This window comes from Zobellella maritima (assembly GCF_003075035.1).
In the GTDB taxonomy this organism is placed as follows: Bacteria; Pseudomonadota; Gammaproteobacteria; order Enterobacterales; family Aeromonadaceae; genus Oceanimonas; species Oceanimonas maritima.
In genome coordinates, this window is sequence record NZ_QCZE01000001.1 from 1,877,737 (window position 1) to 1,890,198 (window position 12,462).

The following is a 12,462-nucleotide window of genomic DNA, read 5'->3' on the forward strand; positions in this document are numbered from 1 at the left end:
TTACACTGATCGGTGCCCGCAGGGCACCTCAGGGACCATAACGTGACCACGACCCACTACCGCCAGAGCTGGCGGATGCTGAGCCCGGCGGCCCGCCTGCTGGTATGCAACGGCCTCTTCTTCAACCTCGCCTTCTACATGACCCTGCCTTACCTGGCCTTTCACCTGGGCGGCACCCTGGGGCTGACCGGCTGGGCGACTGGTCTGGTGATGGGCATGCGGGTGTTCAGCCAGCAGGGCCTGTTCCTGCTGGGCGGCGCCTTGGGCGACCGGCTGGGTTACCGGCCCGCCATCGTGCTGGGCTGCCTGGTCCGCAGCCTGGGCTTTGCCCTGCTCGGCTGGGCCGGGGATCTGTCACTGCTGCTGCTGGCCGCCTTTCTCACCGGCTTTGCCGGCGCCCTGTTCACCCCCTGCGCCCAGGCCTATCTGGCGTCGGAATGCCTGGACGGCCGCCAGCGCCAGCAGGCCTTTGCCCTGCACAACCTGGCCAGCCAGCTCGGGCTGCTGTTGGGCCCCCTGGCCGGCATGCTGCTCACCGACATCGACTTTGTGGTGACCGGCCTGGTGTCTGGCGGCATCTTCCTGCTGCTGACCGCCCTGCAGTGGCGGCTGCTGCCCCCCAGCCCCCGGCACGTCCGGGAGCGGCCGCCCGCCTGGGGCGAACAATGGCGGGATCTGATCGGCAACGGGCCCTTCCTGCGCTTTACCCTGTTGGCGGCGGCCTACCAGCTGCTGTTCCACCAGCTGTATCTGGCCGTGCCCGCCTATATCAACAGCCAGCAGCAGGCCACCGAGCTGCTCAGCGGCGTGTTCACCCTGACCGCCATCATCGGCGTGCTGCTGCAACTGCCCGCCAGCCAGCTGGTGCAACGCCGCCTGGGAGTGGCCCGGGGCATGGGGCTGGGCCTGGGGCTGATGGGCGCCAGCTACCTCGCCCTGCCCTGGCTGCAACCCTGGCCGGTGGCCGCCAGCCTGATGCAGGCGACCTGCCTCTCGCTGGGCTCCATTCTCTGCTTTCCGCTGTTTTCCGCCCACCTGCCCCACTACGCCGGCAACCGGCCGCTGGGCGGCTATTACGGCTTTTATTCCAGCCTGGGCGGCTGTGTTGCCCTGCTCGGCAACGTACTGATCGGCGCCCTGCTGGGGGAGGCAGCCACGTCCCCGTCCAACGCCATCTGGTACGGCCTGGCGCTGTGCGGTCTGGTCGCGGGCTGGGCCCTGTACCGGCAGCTGCGCAAGGAGGATTTGGCAAGACCAACAGAGGAGCCACATGCTGCCGGATTACCTCAGAAATGCCCAGCACCGGTTGTAGCAGAGCCGCGAAGTGGCAGGCGTTGATGGACACCCGCCGAAGTGGCGGCCGATGCCCGAATGCCGCCGATAGCGGGAATACCGGACCGGCGGGAACACTTCCCGGCCCCGGTGCAGAGGCTGTGCTTGCTGTTTCATGCTCGGCGGCTTAAATCTGCGTGGGGGCTATTTTATTGTGGTAGGCCTCGATCAGCCGCACATTGCGCTTGTTGGCCTTGAAGGCGAAGTCGAACAGATCGCCGATGACGGGGATGGTGCCGACCAGCAGCTCCAGCAGCACATTCAGCCCCATGCGGGCGAGCAATGAGCCGGGCACCTTCATGCGCGCGGCTTCCATCAGGATGTAAGACGACAGACCGGCGGCGGCCAGGTCGCCGACGCCGGGCACCAGGCCGATGATGCCATCCAGACCGATCCGGAAGCCGCCGGGCAGCCTGATTGAACTGTCCAGTAGCCAGGCAAGCCGTGCCAGGCGTGCCCGGGTCATGGCTGATTGGTCGAACGTTTGCCTTCCCACTCCGGCAGACATGCTGTTCCCCCCTCGAATCTGAACCATACTTACTTTTTGGCAATAATCCACACAGCATGCACTATGCCGGGAATATAGCCCAGCAGGGTGAGCAGGATATTGAGCCAGAAATGTTTGCCGAATCCGACCTGCAGGAAGACGCCCAACGGCGGCAGCAAGATAGCGATAATGATCCTGATAAAATCCATGGTGGTCATCCTCAATAAAAATGCCCCTGAGCAAGGCTGCTCAGGGGCATTATAAGTCAGCTGGCGGCGATGGGTTATCAGCTGCCCAGTACTACCGTCTTGCCCTGGTACATGAATACCCGTTGCTCGATGTGGTACTGAATGGCCCGGGCAAGGGTGATGCACTCGATATCGCGCCCCTTGGCCACCAGATCTTCCGGATAATGGCTATGATCCACCGGCTGTATCCCCTGGGTAATGATGGGGCCCTCATCCAGATCATTGTTGATGTAATGGGCGGTGGCACCTACCAGCTTGACCCCTTTTTTATAGGCCTGGTGGTAGGGCATGGCGCCCTTGAAGCCGGGCAGCAGCGAATGGTGGATATTAATGGCCCAGCCTTCCAGTTTGGTGCATAGCTCGGGGCTGAGCACCTGCATATAACGGGCAAGTACTACCAGCTCTGCCTCGCTTTCGCGGATGATATCCCACATCTGCGCCTCCTGCTCGGCCTTGGTCTCGGGCGTGACCGGCAGGTGGTAGAAGGGAATATGATGCCAGTCCGCCAGCCGCTGCAGATCCGGATGGTTGGAAATGATGGCCGGGATTTCAATACCCAGCTGGCCGGTACGGTAGCGATAGAGCAGATCATTGAGGCAATGGTCAAATTTGGAGACCAGGATCACCACGTTGGGCTTGCGGCTGCGATCGGTCAGCCGCCATTCCATATCGAAGTCGGCGGCGCGAGCGGCAAAGCCCGCTCGGAACGCCTCTTCATCAAACGGCTGCTCCTGGGGACGGCGAAATTCGGCGCGAATAAAAAACTGCCCGGCACGGGCGTCGTCGAAGGTCTGCATATCGGCCACATAACAGCCCTGCTCCCGCAGGTAACGGGTCACCACATCGACGGTACCGAGTCTGCTCGGGCTGGTCGCATTGAGAATATAGGTGTCGGGGTGGGTCATGGGTCACCTCCTGTGGTTGAATCCATGTTGGCCTTGAAAAATCGGGACCGAGCCCGATGGTAATAAACAGACACAGGAGCTGGGCCTGCCTTATTTCGGACCATACTAAAGAGTGAAACGACCGCAGGAGTGATTGGCTGCGTCCGGCTGATATGTATTTGCGACAAAATCCTTACTCGCCCCGCCCCCCGGGGAGTCGCTTTACGACAACATCAGGCCGCCGACAGAGCCGCTTTCATCAACAGTCGCACATAATATAGACAACATAATAAAACCAATGAAAAAATAAACGGGAGAACACAGATGGATAATCGCTTGAAAGGGGGACTGTTAACCGTCGCCGGGGTCACCGTCCTGAGTCTGGATGCCCTGCTGATCAAGCTGATCAGCGCCGACCCCTGGATCCTGCTGTTTTGGCGGGGGATGCTACTGAGCCTGTGCATCGGTAGTTACTGTCTGTATCGTGCCCGCAGCTACCGGCCCACCCGCAAGCTACTCTCCCTCGGCCTGGGCTCGGCGCTGTTTTATGCCGTTTGCACCGTGACCTTTGTTATCTCGATACGGCTCACCAGCGTCGCCAATACCCTGATCATCCTCAGCGCCGCGCCCCTGATCGGCGCCCTGCTGAGCCGTTTTGTACTAAAAGAGTCGGTGTCAGGGCGTACCTGGCTGGCCATCCTGCTCTGCCTGGGCGGCTTGCTGCTGGTTTTTTCCGGCAGCCGGGACGGCAACCACCTGCTCGGCGATCTGATCGCCCTGCTGTGCGCCGCCAGCATGGCCGCCAAATTTGTGGTGGAGCGGGCCGCCAGCCCAGCCAACATGACGCCGGCGCTGGTACCGGCCGGCCTGCTGGTCAGCCTGTTCGCCCTGTTTCAAACCCCCACCCTGGCGGTACCGAGCGAAGACATACTGTGGATGGCCTTACTCGGCCTGGTGGTGGTCCCCCTGGCCTACGCCCTGATAACACAAGGCCCCCGCTACCTGTCGGCCCCGGAAGTGGGCCTGATCATGCTGCTGGAAATGGTGCTCGGCCCCTTGTGGGTTTGGCTGGTATTGGCCGAACAACCCAGCCAGCAAGCCTGGATGGGCGGCTTGGTGGTGGTTGCCGCCCTCGTCTGTCAGTCCTGGCCGGGCCGCCGCAGCAAGGCATCCTTAGTCAAGCGTCCCTGCGAAGCCTGATCCCGATGCCACTCCCCAAGGCCGACCGATGTCACCCTATGGCAGCAAAGGCCGGGGGGCGCCTGTTCCAGTCGCACGCCACGCGAGTGTAGCAGGCGAAAACCAGGCCAATAACACAAAAGCGCCGGGATCATCCCGGCGCTTTTAATAATGTGTTCTGCTATCGAAGCATGAATACCCAGGCTCAGTATTCAACCTCCATGGCGCCCGCCACCCTGGTGCAGCAAGACAGCACATAGCCGGCCTCGATTTCCTCTTCGGTAATACCGCCGTTATGCTCCATCTGGTAATTTCCGGAATTGACCTTCACCCGGCAGGCGCCACAGATCCCCATGCCGCAGGCCTTAGGAATACTGACACCGGCTTCGAGGGCCGCCTCGTTCAGGTTGGTCCCCTTCACCACGTCGACGCTGACACCGGAATCGGCAAAGCTGACCGCAACCGTCTCCAGCTGCTCCAGCTCGGCCTCCAGTATTTCGGCCTCGTCCGCATGTTCTTCGGCCTGACGAATATCTTCAACGGGCGTCGCGCCAAAGGACTCTTCATGGTAGCGGCGCATGTCAAAACCGGCGTCTTCAAGCAAGGCGCGAATGGCCCGCATATAGGGCGTGGGGCCGCAGCAGAACACTTCTCGCTCAAGAAAGTCGGGGGCGATCAGCTCCAGCATGTGCCGGTTCAAGTAGCCGCGGTAACCGCTCCAGGCCTGGCCCACCTCGATGCGCTCGCAGATCAGGTGCAGTTTGAAATTGTCGATGCGGGAAGACATGTATTCCAGCTCGGCGCCGTAGATCAGATCCCGGGGCGTACGGGCGCTGTGCGCAAACACCATGTCGACCTCGGAGTCGGTATTGAACCACCAGCGTGCCATCGACATCACAGGGGTGATGCCCACTCCACCGGACAACAGCAGCACCTTGTCGGCCGGGTAATCCAGGCAGTTGAACTGCCCCACCGGGCCATGCACCGCCAGCTGATCACCGGAGCGCAGGTTGTCGTGCAACCAGTTCGACACCACGCCCCCGGGCACCCGCTTCACCGTGATGGAAAAACTGTAAGGAATGGAAGGCGCGCTGGAGATGGTGTAGGAGCGCATCACCCGCTCACCATCGATGTCCAGCTCCAGGGTCACGAACTGGCCGGGCTTGAAGAAAAACAGCACCGGCTGGCCCATGCTGAAGGTAAAGGTACAGACGTCATGGGTTTCCTGTATCACCTTGACGCAACGGACCAGGTGGCGACCATTGTCCCAGGTCTGGGTATTCACCGGGTTGAGAAACTCAGCAGTGTTAATACTCATTGCATACTCCTTGTTCATTCCTGCTCACTGCCTGCCCGGCAATCATGGGGCCACGGCATTTACAATTCGATACCCGCCAGCCATTCCTTCCAGCGCATGGTCAGGTTGGCGCCCACCGATAAAAAGGGCTCGGGCGGTAACCGCCGGGGCGCCTCATGGCCCATGAATTCGTCCAACAACGGGGAACTGTGCTTGAGCGCCAGCTCCGCCGCCATCATACCTGAAAGAGTCCCTTTCACCGTTCCCAGACCATTCTGGCAAGCGGCGGAATACACCCGTTCCTCCAGCTCGCCAAAGGCCGGTACCGAGTTCCAGGACAGACACAACCGGCCGCCCCAGCGGTGCTCCATGGGCACGCCCTCGAGCATGGGAAAACGGGCGGTAAAGGCCCGGTCATGGGCCCGGGCCACGTCCCGAATCTGCCGCTCGGACACTTCCATCGACTGATTCAGGGTAAAACGGTTACGCACCGTGACCCGGTCACCGCTGCCCATCAGGCTCGAGACCCGGCGTACCGTGGTACCCATAGGATCCGCCGGCAACACGCCCCAGTCCGGCACCCCACCCAGGCGGGCCGCTTCGCCGGCCGACAGGGCCCGGGTCATGGAGGCATAGGTAAACACGTGCAGCAGCTGGCGCGGATAAAAGCCGAACGACTGAATATGGCCGTTCACCGCCAGGATCACATGCCGGGCGCGAACCCGGCCCTGGGGGGTGTGCAGCACGTGCTCGTCCCCAAGATCCATTTTCAGCACCGGGCTCTGCTCGTAAATATCCACCCGTTCGGCCAGGCCCTCGGCCGCCATGCGAATAAAAGCGGCCGGCTGGATCATCACCGCGCCCGGGGTATAGAGCCCCTTCTGGTAAAAATCGATGCCGGTGTGATCCTTCATCTCGCCGGCACTGAGCAGCCGATACTGCTCACCCAGCCCCTCAAGGTGACGGACATAGCTGTCGATATGCTGCTCGCCCTTGGTGGTCGCCGCCCCGGTCAGCTTGCCGCAAGGGTCAAATACCCGCTCGGGCATGCGGAACTCCCGGGCCATATTGCGGGCAAAATCGATGGCCGCCCGGTTTAACCGGATCTGGCGCACATCGGCATCGGCCACCCCGGCATAGGTTTCCGAGTTCAACTCATGGGGCAGGTCGATCATAAAGCCGCTGTTACGGCCCGCCGGCCCCTGCGCCAGTCTTCCTGCCTCCAACAACACCACGCGGTCGTTGCCGGTCAGCTGGCTCAGGCGCCGGGCCGCGGCCATTCCCGCAAAACCGCCCCCTATCACCACCCAGTCGGCCCGAATATCCTCTTTCAGCTCAGGGTGAGTGCGCGCGGGCGGAAGAATACTGTTCCAGCCAGCCGGCCCGGTATCCCTGGGAAGGCGGCGGACATTGATGGTTTTGGTCATTCTCCGATTCCTCTCGAAGAAAATTACGTCACGACAAGCCCGGCGCCGTACGCCGGGCGTTATCGGCTCAGTCGTTCAGATCAAGCCAGATGGTTTTCAGCTGGGTGTACTGATCGTGGGCATGAACGGAGTTGTCACGGCCGCCAAAGCCCGATTGCTTGTAGCCGCCAAAGGGCGTGGTGGCATCGCCCTCACCGAAGCAGTTCACGGTGACGGTACCGGCGCGTACCGCCCGGGCCGCCCGCAGCGCCTTTTTGGCATTGCCGGTGAATACCGAGGCCGCCAGGCCGTAGTCGGTATCATTGGCGACCGCAATGGCCTCCTCGACGCTGGACACGGTAATCACCACCAGAATCGGGCCGAAGATTTCTTCCCGCGCCAGCACGTCGCCGTTCTTCACGCCGTCAAATATGGTCGGCGGCACGCAGTTGCCGGCCATCGGCTCACCGCCCAGCAGCACGGTGTGACCGTCCTGCTTGCCCCGGTGCAGATAGCTCACCACCTTGTCGAAATGCCCCTTGTCGACCAGGGCACCCAGCTTGTTGGCCGGATCCAGGGGGTCACCGGTGCGCCACTCGCGGGTCTTGGCGCACACCCGCTCGAGCAGGGCCTCCTTGATGTCTTCGTGAACGATCAGCCGTGAGCCGGCGGAGCAGTTTTCGCCCATGTTCCAGAAGGCGGCGGCCACCACATGGTCGGCCACGGTGTCCAGGTTTTCGGCGTCGTCCAGCACGATACAGGGGTTCTTGCCGCCGCATTCCAGCACCACTTCCTTGAGGTTAGACTCGGCGGCGTAGTTCAGGAACAGCCGGCCGGTCTCAGTGGAGCCGGTAAAGGTCACCATGTCCACATCCGCATGGCGGCCGATGGCCGCCCCCACCTCGGAACCGCGACCGGTGACCACGTTCAGCACGCCGTCCGGCAAGCCCGCTTCGTGGGCCAGCTCGGCCACCCGCAGGGTGGTCAGTGAGGTCTGCATGGCGGGCTTTAGCACCACGGTACAACCTGCCGCCAGCGCCGGGCCCAGTTTCCATCCCAGCATCAACAGCGGAAAGTTCCAGGGCAGCACGGCGCCCACCACACCGATGGGCTCGCGCACCACCATGGCCACGGCACCCGAGCCTACCGGCGCGGTTTGGTCGTAGATCTTGTCAATCGACTCGGCGTGCCACTTGATAAAGTGGATGGTTTCGGGCACGTCGACGGTTTCACACTCGGCGATCGGCTTGCCGGAGTCCAGGCTTTCCAGCACCGCCAGCTCACGGCTGTGCTGCTCCATCAGCTCGGCCAGCTTCAGCAACACCGCCTTGCGCTCGTTGGGGTGCAGCTCGCTCCAGCGGCCATCGTCAAAGGCTTCGCGGGCGGCCTGTACCGCCAGGTCCACATCTTCGACACCGCAGGCGGCAATCTCGGCAAGGGTTTCACCGGTGGCCGGGTTGGTGGTCGGCAGGGTCTTGCCGGACAGGGCCGGACGAAAACGACCGCCGATAAAGCTCAGGGTCGGGAATTGCAGCTCGGCCGCCATGGCATGGTATTGTTCCCGGGTCAGCAGTTCGCTCATAACTTATTCTCCCTTCTCGATGCCGGCGATGGTCGCCTTCAGGGTGCCGATGACCTGTTCCAGCTGCTGCTTCTCGCTCTCTTCCAGGCCCAGCAGGGGCTTGCGGGTACTGCCGGCAAACTGACCCGACAGGGTCACACCGTGCTTGATGCACTGAATGAACTTGCCGCCCTGCTCCAATACGCTCATCAACGGCATCATGGCGGCCATGATGCGGCGGCCCTTGTCGAAGTTCCCTTCCACCACACAGGCGTTATAGAGGGCCACGTGCTCTGCGGGCAGGAAGTTGGAGCCGCCACACACCCAGCTCTTCGCGCCCCAGGCAAAGAATTCCAGGGCCTGATCGTCCATGCCGCAAGACAGCTGAATACCGGAATCACCATTGGCCAGCAGGTGCAGGCGGTTGATGTCGCCGGAGCTTTCCTTGATGGCGCAAATATTGGCCGAGCCGCTTACCCGCTCGAAAAACTCTTCGCCCATGGTCACGCCCATGCGCGCCGGGTAGTTGTACAGCATGACTGGCAGGTTGGCGGCCTTGTCCACGGCCAGCACGTGCTCGGCCAGCTCCCGTTCGGTAGGCAGGGAATAGGGCGGTGTGGCCACCAGAATGGCATCGGCACCCTGCTCCACCGCCACTTTGGCCAGGCTGATGGACTCCTCGGGGTTGATGGAGCCGGTACCAAAGATCACCGGCACCCGTCCGGCGCTGCGCTCCACAGCCACCTGCAGCAGCTGGCTGCGCTCGGCAAAAGATTCCACGTAATACTCGCCGGTGGTGCCGCCAACAATAATGCCGTGAACGCCGGCCTCGATGAGGGAGTCAATCAGGGCGCCGAACGCCGCATAATCAATGCTGTTGTCTTCAGCAAAAGGGGTAATGACCGGGGTATATATTCCTTCAAATCGCATGGGCTTCACCTATATCCCTATGAATATTCGCTTAAGAATCCCACCTGGCTATCGCATTAATATTCGGGCGGGGTTAGTTTTTCGGGTAACAAAATATTAACCACGACCATTCGGCGCCCACAACATACTTTTATTTAGCAGTAAACATAACCTGGTGTTATCAGGCATCAAAAAGAAAAGCCTGCGTAAGGCAGGCTTCAGATATGGTTCATTAAAAGGCGTGTTCAGCCGTGAATAAATAACAAAGAATTTCGCCCACGGTTATAACAAAAAGGGTCAAGGAACGAATAATATTTTCTTGATGAAAATAATAACCGTCGGTTATCCATGGCCATCACTCTCCCCGCTCTTCGCCGACGGATACCATCGAGATCCGTTCATCATTCATGCAGCCCAGCAGCCAGTCGCGAAAACGGCACAATATTTCGTTATCGGCCCGGCTTTCGAGGTAAGTCAGGAAGTGACACTTTTCCCGGAAAATGACCTCCTGCTCCACCGGCCGTACCAGCAGACCTTCCTCCACCAGAGGCGCCACCAGGTGATGCCAGCCCAGGGACACGCCCTGATGATTCAGCACCATCTGGATCAGCATGTTGTAATCGTTGGCATTGAACAGATGCTTGTCACTGGTTGAACGCTTTTCCAGGTTGATATTGAAAAAGGAGAACCACACGCTCCAGTCCACATGCTCCGCCACCTGGGCCCTGCCGTAGGGGCTGAGATTCAGCAGCACCGTATTGCGCATCCCCTCCAGGGTGGCAATGGCCGGGTTATCCTGCAAAAAGGCAGGGGTACAGACCGGGTAGATCAAATCATGAAACAGCGGAATGGAATGATAGCCTTCACGCGGATCTGAAATCTTGTTGATAAAAAGATCCGGGTGTACACCGGGCTCCATCTGCAGGTAATTGCCGGTGGTCACCACATTAATGTCGATGTCCGGATTGCTGGCGAAGAAATCGGGCAGACGGCGCGATAGCCAGAGTCCGGAAAAGGCCGGCGAACAACAAATGGTGAGGGCCGGCTTGCCGCTTGTGTTGCTCTGGATCCGCTCGGCGGCCTGGGCAATGTTAACAAATGACAGGTAGGCCGCATCATAAAGAATGGTGCCGGCTTCGGTCAGCTCCACAGTGCGGCCGGTGCGCTTGAACAGCTCCACGCCCAGGTGGGTTTCCAGCTCGCGGATCTGACGGCTGATGGCCGCCTGAGTCACACAGAGTGCTTCCGCCGCCCGTGTAAAGCTCAGATGCTTGGCTGCAGCCACAAAGGATCTCACCGCCGTCAGCGACGGCATTCTGACCAGTATTTTGTCCGGTTCTACAAGCTTAGCCATAATATTTAGTTGTTAATTGCCCTGATTAAAAGTCGCTTTACCCAGTTGTACCCCACTTGTAAATTCCCTCTGAACACAAGGTGTTCCTGATACCTGTGCGGAAATATGCCGCTCACTGCTCCCTATCAGGAAATATGACAATGGCCGCCAACCGGGCACCGCAGTCTACACCCGGGAGCCCGTTTCACAAATACCGTCACGCAATAACGGGTGCCGCCGCACACTAATAAGGAGTTAGATCCTAATGGAAGTCAAGATGATGACAAATGAGCAGAAAACCCTGGATCTCGTCGAGCAGCGCAAGCCGCGCCACGGCCTCAACCGCGAACTCTATCACGATGCGGATGTGTTCCAGCAGGATCTCGAGCAAATCTGGCACAAGGAATGGATTTTTGCTGGCCATACCTTCGAAATTCCGAAAGCAGGCAATTACCTGACCCTTAAAATTGGCAACTACCCCGTGGTGGTGGTGCGTGACAACAATGGCGAGGTGCGGGCGTTCCATAACAGCTGCCGCCACCGGGGCTCCCGATTGTGTACCGAAGCCAAGGGCAAGGTCGCCAAGCTGGTCTGCCCCTATCACCGCTGGACCTATGATCTGGACGGCAAGCTCAGGTTTGCCGCCAATATGGGCGAGCAGTTCAACCCCGACGAACACGGCCTGCTGCCGGTCCATTGCGAGCAGGTCAACAGCTATATCTACGTGAGTGTGGCTGAACAGGCGCCGGATTTCGAGCCCTTTCGCCGGGACGTCTCCCCCTTTATCGCGCCCCACAATCTGGAGGACTGCAAGGTTGCCTTTGAGTCGAACCTGATTGAAAAAGGCAACTGGAAGCTGGTGTTTGAAAACAACCGGGAATGTTATCACTGCGATGGCTGCCACCCCGAGCTGATTAACTCCTTCATGGAAAACATGTCGGTCGCCGGCGTGGGTGGCAATGATGATCCGGAGCTGGTCGCCTTCTGGGAGCGCTGTGAAGCGGCAGGACTGCCCAGCCGCCTGGTCATGGACCCCGACGGCCGCTATCGCATGACCCGTATTCCGCTGTTCAAGGACGCCGTCAGCTACACCATGAACGGCCAGCCCGCGGTCAAGGGCAGGCTGGACAATGCCGACGAGCAGAATATCGGTGCCCTGCTCTATTTCAACTACCCTTCCACCTGGAATCATTTCCTGGGGGATCTCGCCCTGAGCTTCCGTATTCTGCCATTGGGCCCGGGTGAAACCCTGGTAACCACCAAGTGGCTGGTGCACAAGGATGCCCAGGAAGGGGTCGACTATGACCTGGATAACCTGACCAAGGTGTGGCTGGCCACCAACGATCAGGATCGTCGGCTGGTAGAGGAAACCTTTCAGGGCACCGGCTCACCGTCCTATATTCCTGGCCCTTACTCCGATATTGCCGAAAACGGTGTCTGTCAGTTTGTTGACTGGTACTGCGATACCATGAAAAAGAAACTCGGCAACCTGCGCTGACACCAATACGGTGACGCCTTGAAGGGCGTCACCTCACCGCATTTACCGCCGATTACTTTTATTACGGCCTGTTCCCTGATATTGGCAGCCCGCCAATAAATGGCCGTATGCCTTTCTTGTTGTCTTTTTATTTTAATTTCCCGCTTCTGCTCCCTGGCGCCACTGTATAACCAAGGGTATTGATGCCTTTAATTACTCACTTTCCCGCTTTCAACATTCGCACCATTTCCGCACATGCATGCACCAAAGAACAATAACTTCTGGTTATGTTTTTCACCCACCAAATATAGTTGGACGCTTTCACCACAAGTCCATAAATTGGTCAACA

At 59.8% G+C, this 12,462-nt stretch carries 11 protein-coding genes; 3 read left to right on the top strand and 8 right to left on the bottom strand.

Going from position 1 to position 12,462, the window contains the following annotated elements; translation table 11 throughout:
• The first annotated feature begins 42 nt into the window (after positions 1 to 42).
• On the top strand, positions 43 to 1,338 hold the full coding sequence (locus DCS96_RS08680; RefSeq protein WP_232818209.1) for an MFS transporter: 1,296 nt from the start codon (positions 43 to 45) through the stop codon (positions 1,336 to 1,338).
• Between the two features lie 121 nt (positions 1,339 to 1,459).
• Here the strand turns inward: DCS96_RS08680 and DCS96_RS08685 are convergent, their stop codons facing one another.
• The 3 genes from DCS96_RS08685 to purU all read right to left on the bottom strand — a co-directional run bounded on the left by DCS96_RS08685 (position 1,460) and on the right by purU (position 2,972).
• Positions 1,460 to 1,840 carry a DUF4112 domain-containing protein gene (locus DCS96_RS08685; RefSeq protein ID WP_232818210.1) on the bottom strand — a complete coding sequence of 127 codons (381 nt, stop codon included), beginning with the start codon at positions 1,838 to 1,840 and terminating at the stop codon, positions 1,460 to 1,462.
• Between the two features lie 29 nt (positions 1,841 to 1,869).
• Entirely contained in the window at positions 1,870 to 2,028 is a 159-nt protein-coding gene (locus DCS96_RS08690; RefSeq protein WP_116473891.1) for a YqaE/Pmp3 family membrane protein, read from the bottom strand.
• Positions 2,029 to 2,105: 77 nt separating this feature from the next.
• Positions 2,106 to 2,972, bottom strand: coding sequence for a formyltetrahydrofolate deformylase (gene purU, locus DCS96_RS08695; protein ID WP_116473892.1), 867 nt, complete (start codon positions 2,970 to 2,972; stop codon positions 2,106 to 2,108).
• A 303-nt stretch (positions 2,973 to 3,275) separates the two neighbouring features.
• Between purU and DCS96_RS08700 the strand changes: the two genes are divergently transcribed.
• On the top strand, positions 3,276 to 4,151 hold the full coding sequence (locus DCS96_RS08700; RefSeq protein ID WP_116473893.1) for a DMT family transporter: 876 nt from the start codon (positions 3,276 to 3,278) through the stop codon (positions 4,149 to 4,151).
• 184 nt (positions 4,152 to 4,335) lie between these two features.
• Here the strand turns inward: DCS96_RS08700 and DCS96_RS08705 are convergent, their stop codons facing one another.
• The 5 genes from DCS96_RS08705 to DCS96_RS08725 all read right to left on the bottom strand — a co-directional run bounded on the left by DCS96_RS08705 (position 4,336) and on the right by DCS96_RS08725 (position 10,657).
• Positions 4,336 to 5,448, bottom strand: coding sequence for a hybrid-cluster NAD(P)-dependent oxidoreductase (locus DCS96_RS08705; RefSeq protein ID WP_116473894.1), 1,113 nt, complete (start codon positions 5,446 to 5,448; stop codon positions 4,336 to 4,338).
• Positions 5,449 to 5,507: 59 nt separating this feature from the next.
• The gene (locus tag DCS96_RS08710) at positions 5,508 to 6,854 is read right to left on the bottom strand and encodes an NAD(P)/FAD-dependent oxidoreductase (protein ID WP_116473895.1); all 1,347 of its coding nucleotides are present in this window, start codon (positions 6,852 to 6,854) and stop codon (positions 5,508 to 5,510) included.
• Positions 6,855 to 6,921: 67 nt separating this feature from the next.
• Positions 6,922 to 8,415, bottom strand: coding sequence for an aldehyde dehydrogenase (locus DCS96_RS08715; protein WP_116473896.1), 1,494 nt, complete (start codon positions 8,413 to 8,415; stop codon positions 6,922 to 6,924).
• Between the two features lie 3 nt (positions 8,416 to 8,418).
• Positions 8,419 to 9,324 carry a dihydrodipicolinate synthase family protein gene (locus tag DCS96_RS08720; protein ID WP_116473897.1) on the bottom strand — a complete coding sequence of 302 codons (906 nt, stop codon included), beginning with the start codon at positions 9,322 to 9,324 and terminating at the stop codon, positions 8,419 to 8,421.
• Positions 9,325 to 9,658: 334 nt separating this feature from the next.
• Positions 9,659 to 10,657, bottom strand: a complete 999-nt coding sequence (locus DCS96_RS08725; RefSeq protein ID WP_116473898.1) for a LysR family transcriptional regulator — start codon at positions 10,655 to 10,657, stop codon at positions 9,659 to 9,661.
• Between the two features lie 256 nt (positions 10,658 to 10,913).
• Here DCS96_RS08725 and DCS96_RS08730 point away from each other — a divergent pair, with 256 nt between their 5' ends.
• Positions 10,914 to 12,134 carry an aromatic ring-hydroxylating oxygenase subunit alpha gene (locus DCS96_RS08730; RefSeq protein ID WP_198649964.1) on the top strand — a complete coding sequence of 407 codons (1,221 nt, stop codon included), beginning with the start codon at positions 10,914 to 10,916 and terminating at the stop codon, positions 12,132 to 12,134.
• Positions 12,135 to 12,462: the final 328 nt, after the last annotated feature.

What these genes read in the sequence shown, in the direction of transcription:
- DCS96_RS08685 (WP_232818210.1), bottom strand. Translation starts at nt 1,840, where the DNA reads ATGTCTGCCGGAGTGGGAAGGCAAACGTTCGACCAATCAGCCATGACC.
- DCS96_RS08690 (WP_116473891.1), bottom strand. Translation starts at nt 2,028, where the DNA reads ATGGATTTTATCAGGATCATTATCGCTATCTTGCTGCCGCCGTTGGGC.
- purU (WP_116473892.1), bottom strand. Translation starts at nt 2,972, where the DNA reads ATGACCCACCCCGACACCTATATTCTCAATGCGACCAGCCCGAGCAGA.
- DCS96_RS08700 (WP_116473893.1), top strand. Translation starts at nt 3,276, where the DNA reads ATGGATAATCGCTTGAAAGGGGGACTGTTAACCGTCGCCGGGGTCACC.
- DCS96_RS08705 (WP_116473894.1), bottom strand. Translation starts at nt 5,448, where the DNA reads ATGAGTATTAACACTGCTGAGTTTCTCAACCCGGTGAATACCCAGACC.
- DCS96_RS08710 (WP_116473895.1), bottom strand. Translation starts at nt 6,854, where the DNA reads ATGACCAAAACCATCAATGTCCGCCGCCTTCCCAGGGATACCGGGCCG.
- DCS96_RS08715 (WP_116473896.1), bottom strand. Translation starts at nt 8,415, where the DNA reads ATGAGCGAACTGCTGACCCGGGAACAATACCATGCCATGGCGGCCGAG.
- DCS96_RS08720 (WP_116473897.1), bottom strand. Translation starts at nt 9,324, where the DNA reads ATGCGATTTGAAGGAATATATACCCCGGTCATTACCCCTTTTGCTGAA.
- DCS96_RS08725 (WP_116473898.1), bottom strand. Translation starts at nt 10,657, where the DNA reads ATGGCTAAGCTTGTAGAACCGGACAAAATACTGGTCAGAATGCCGTCG.
- DCS96_RS08730 (WP_198649964.1), top strand. Translation starts at nt 10,914, where the DNA reads ATGATGACAAATGAGCAGAAAACCCTGGATCTCGTCGAGCAGCGCAAG.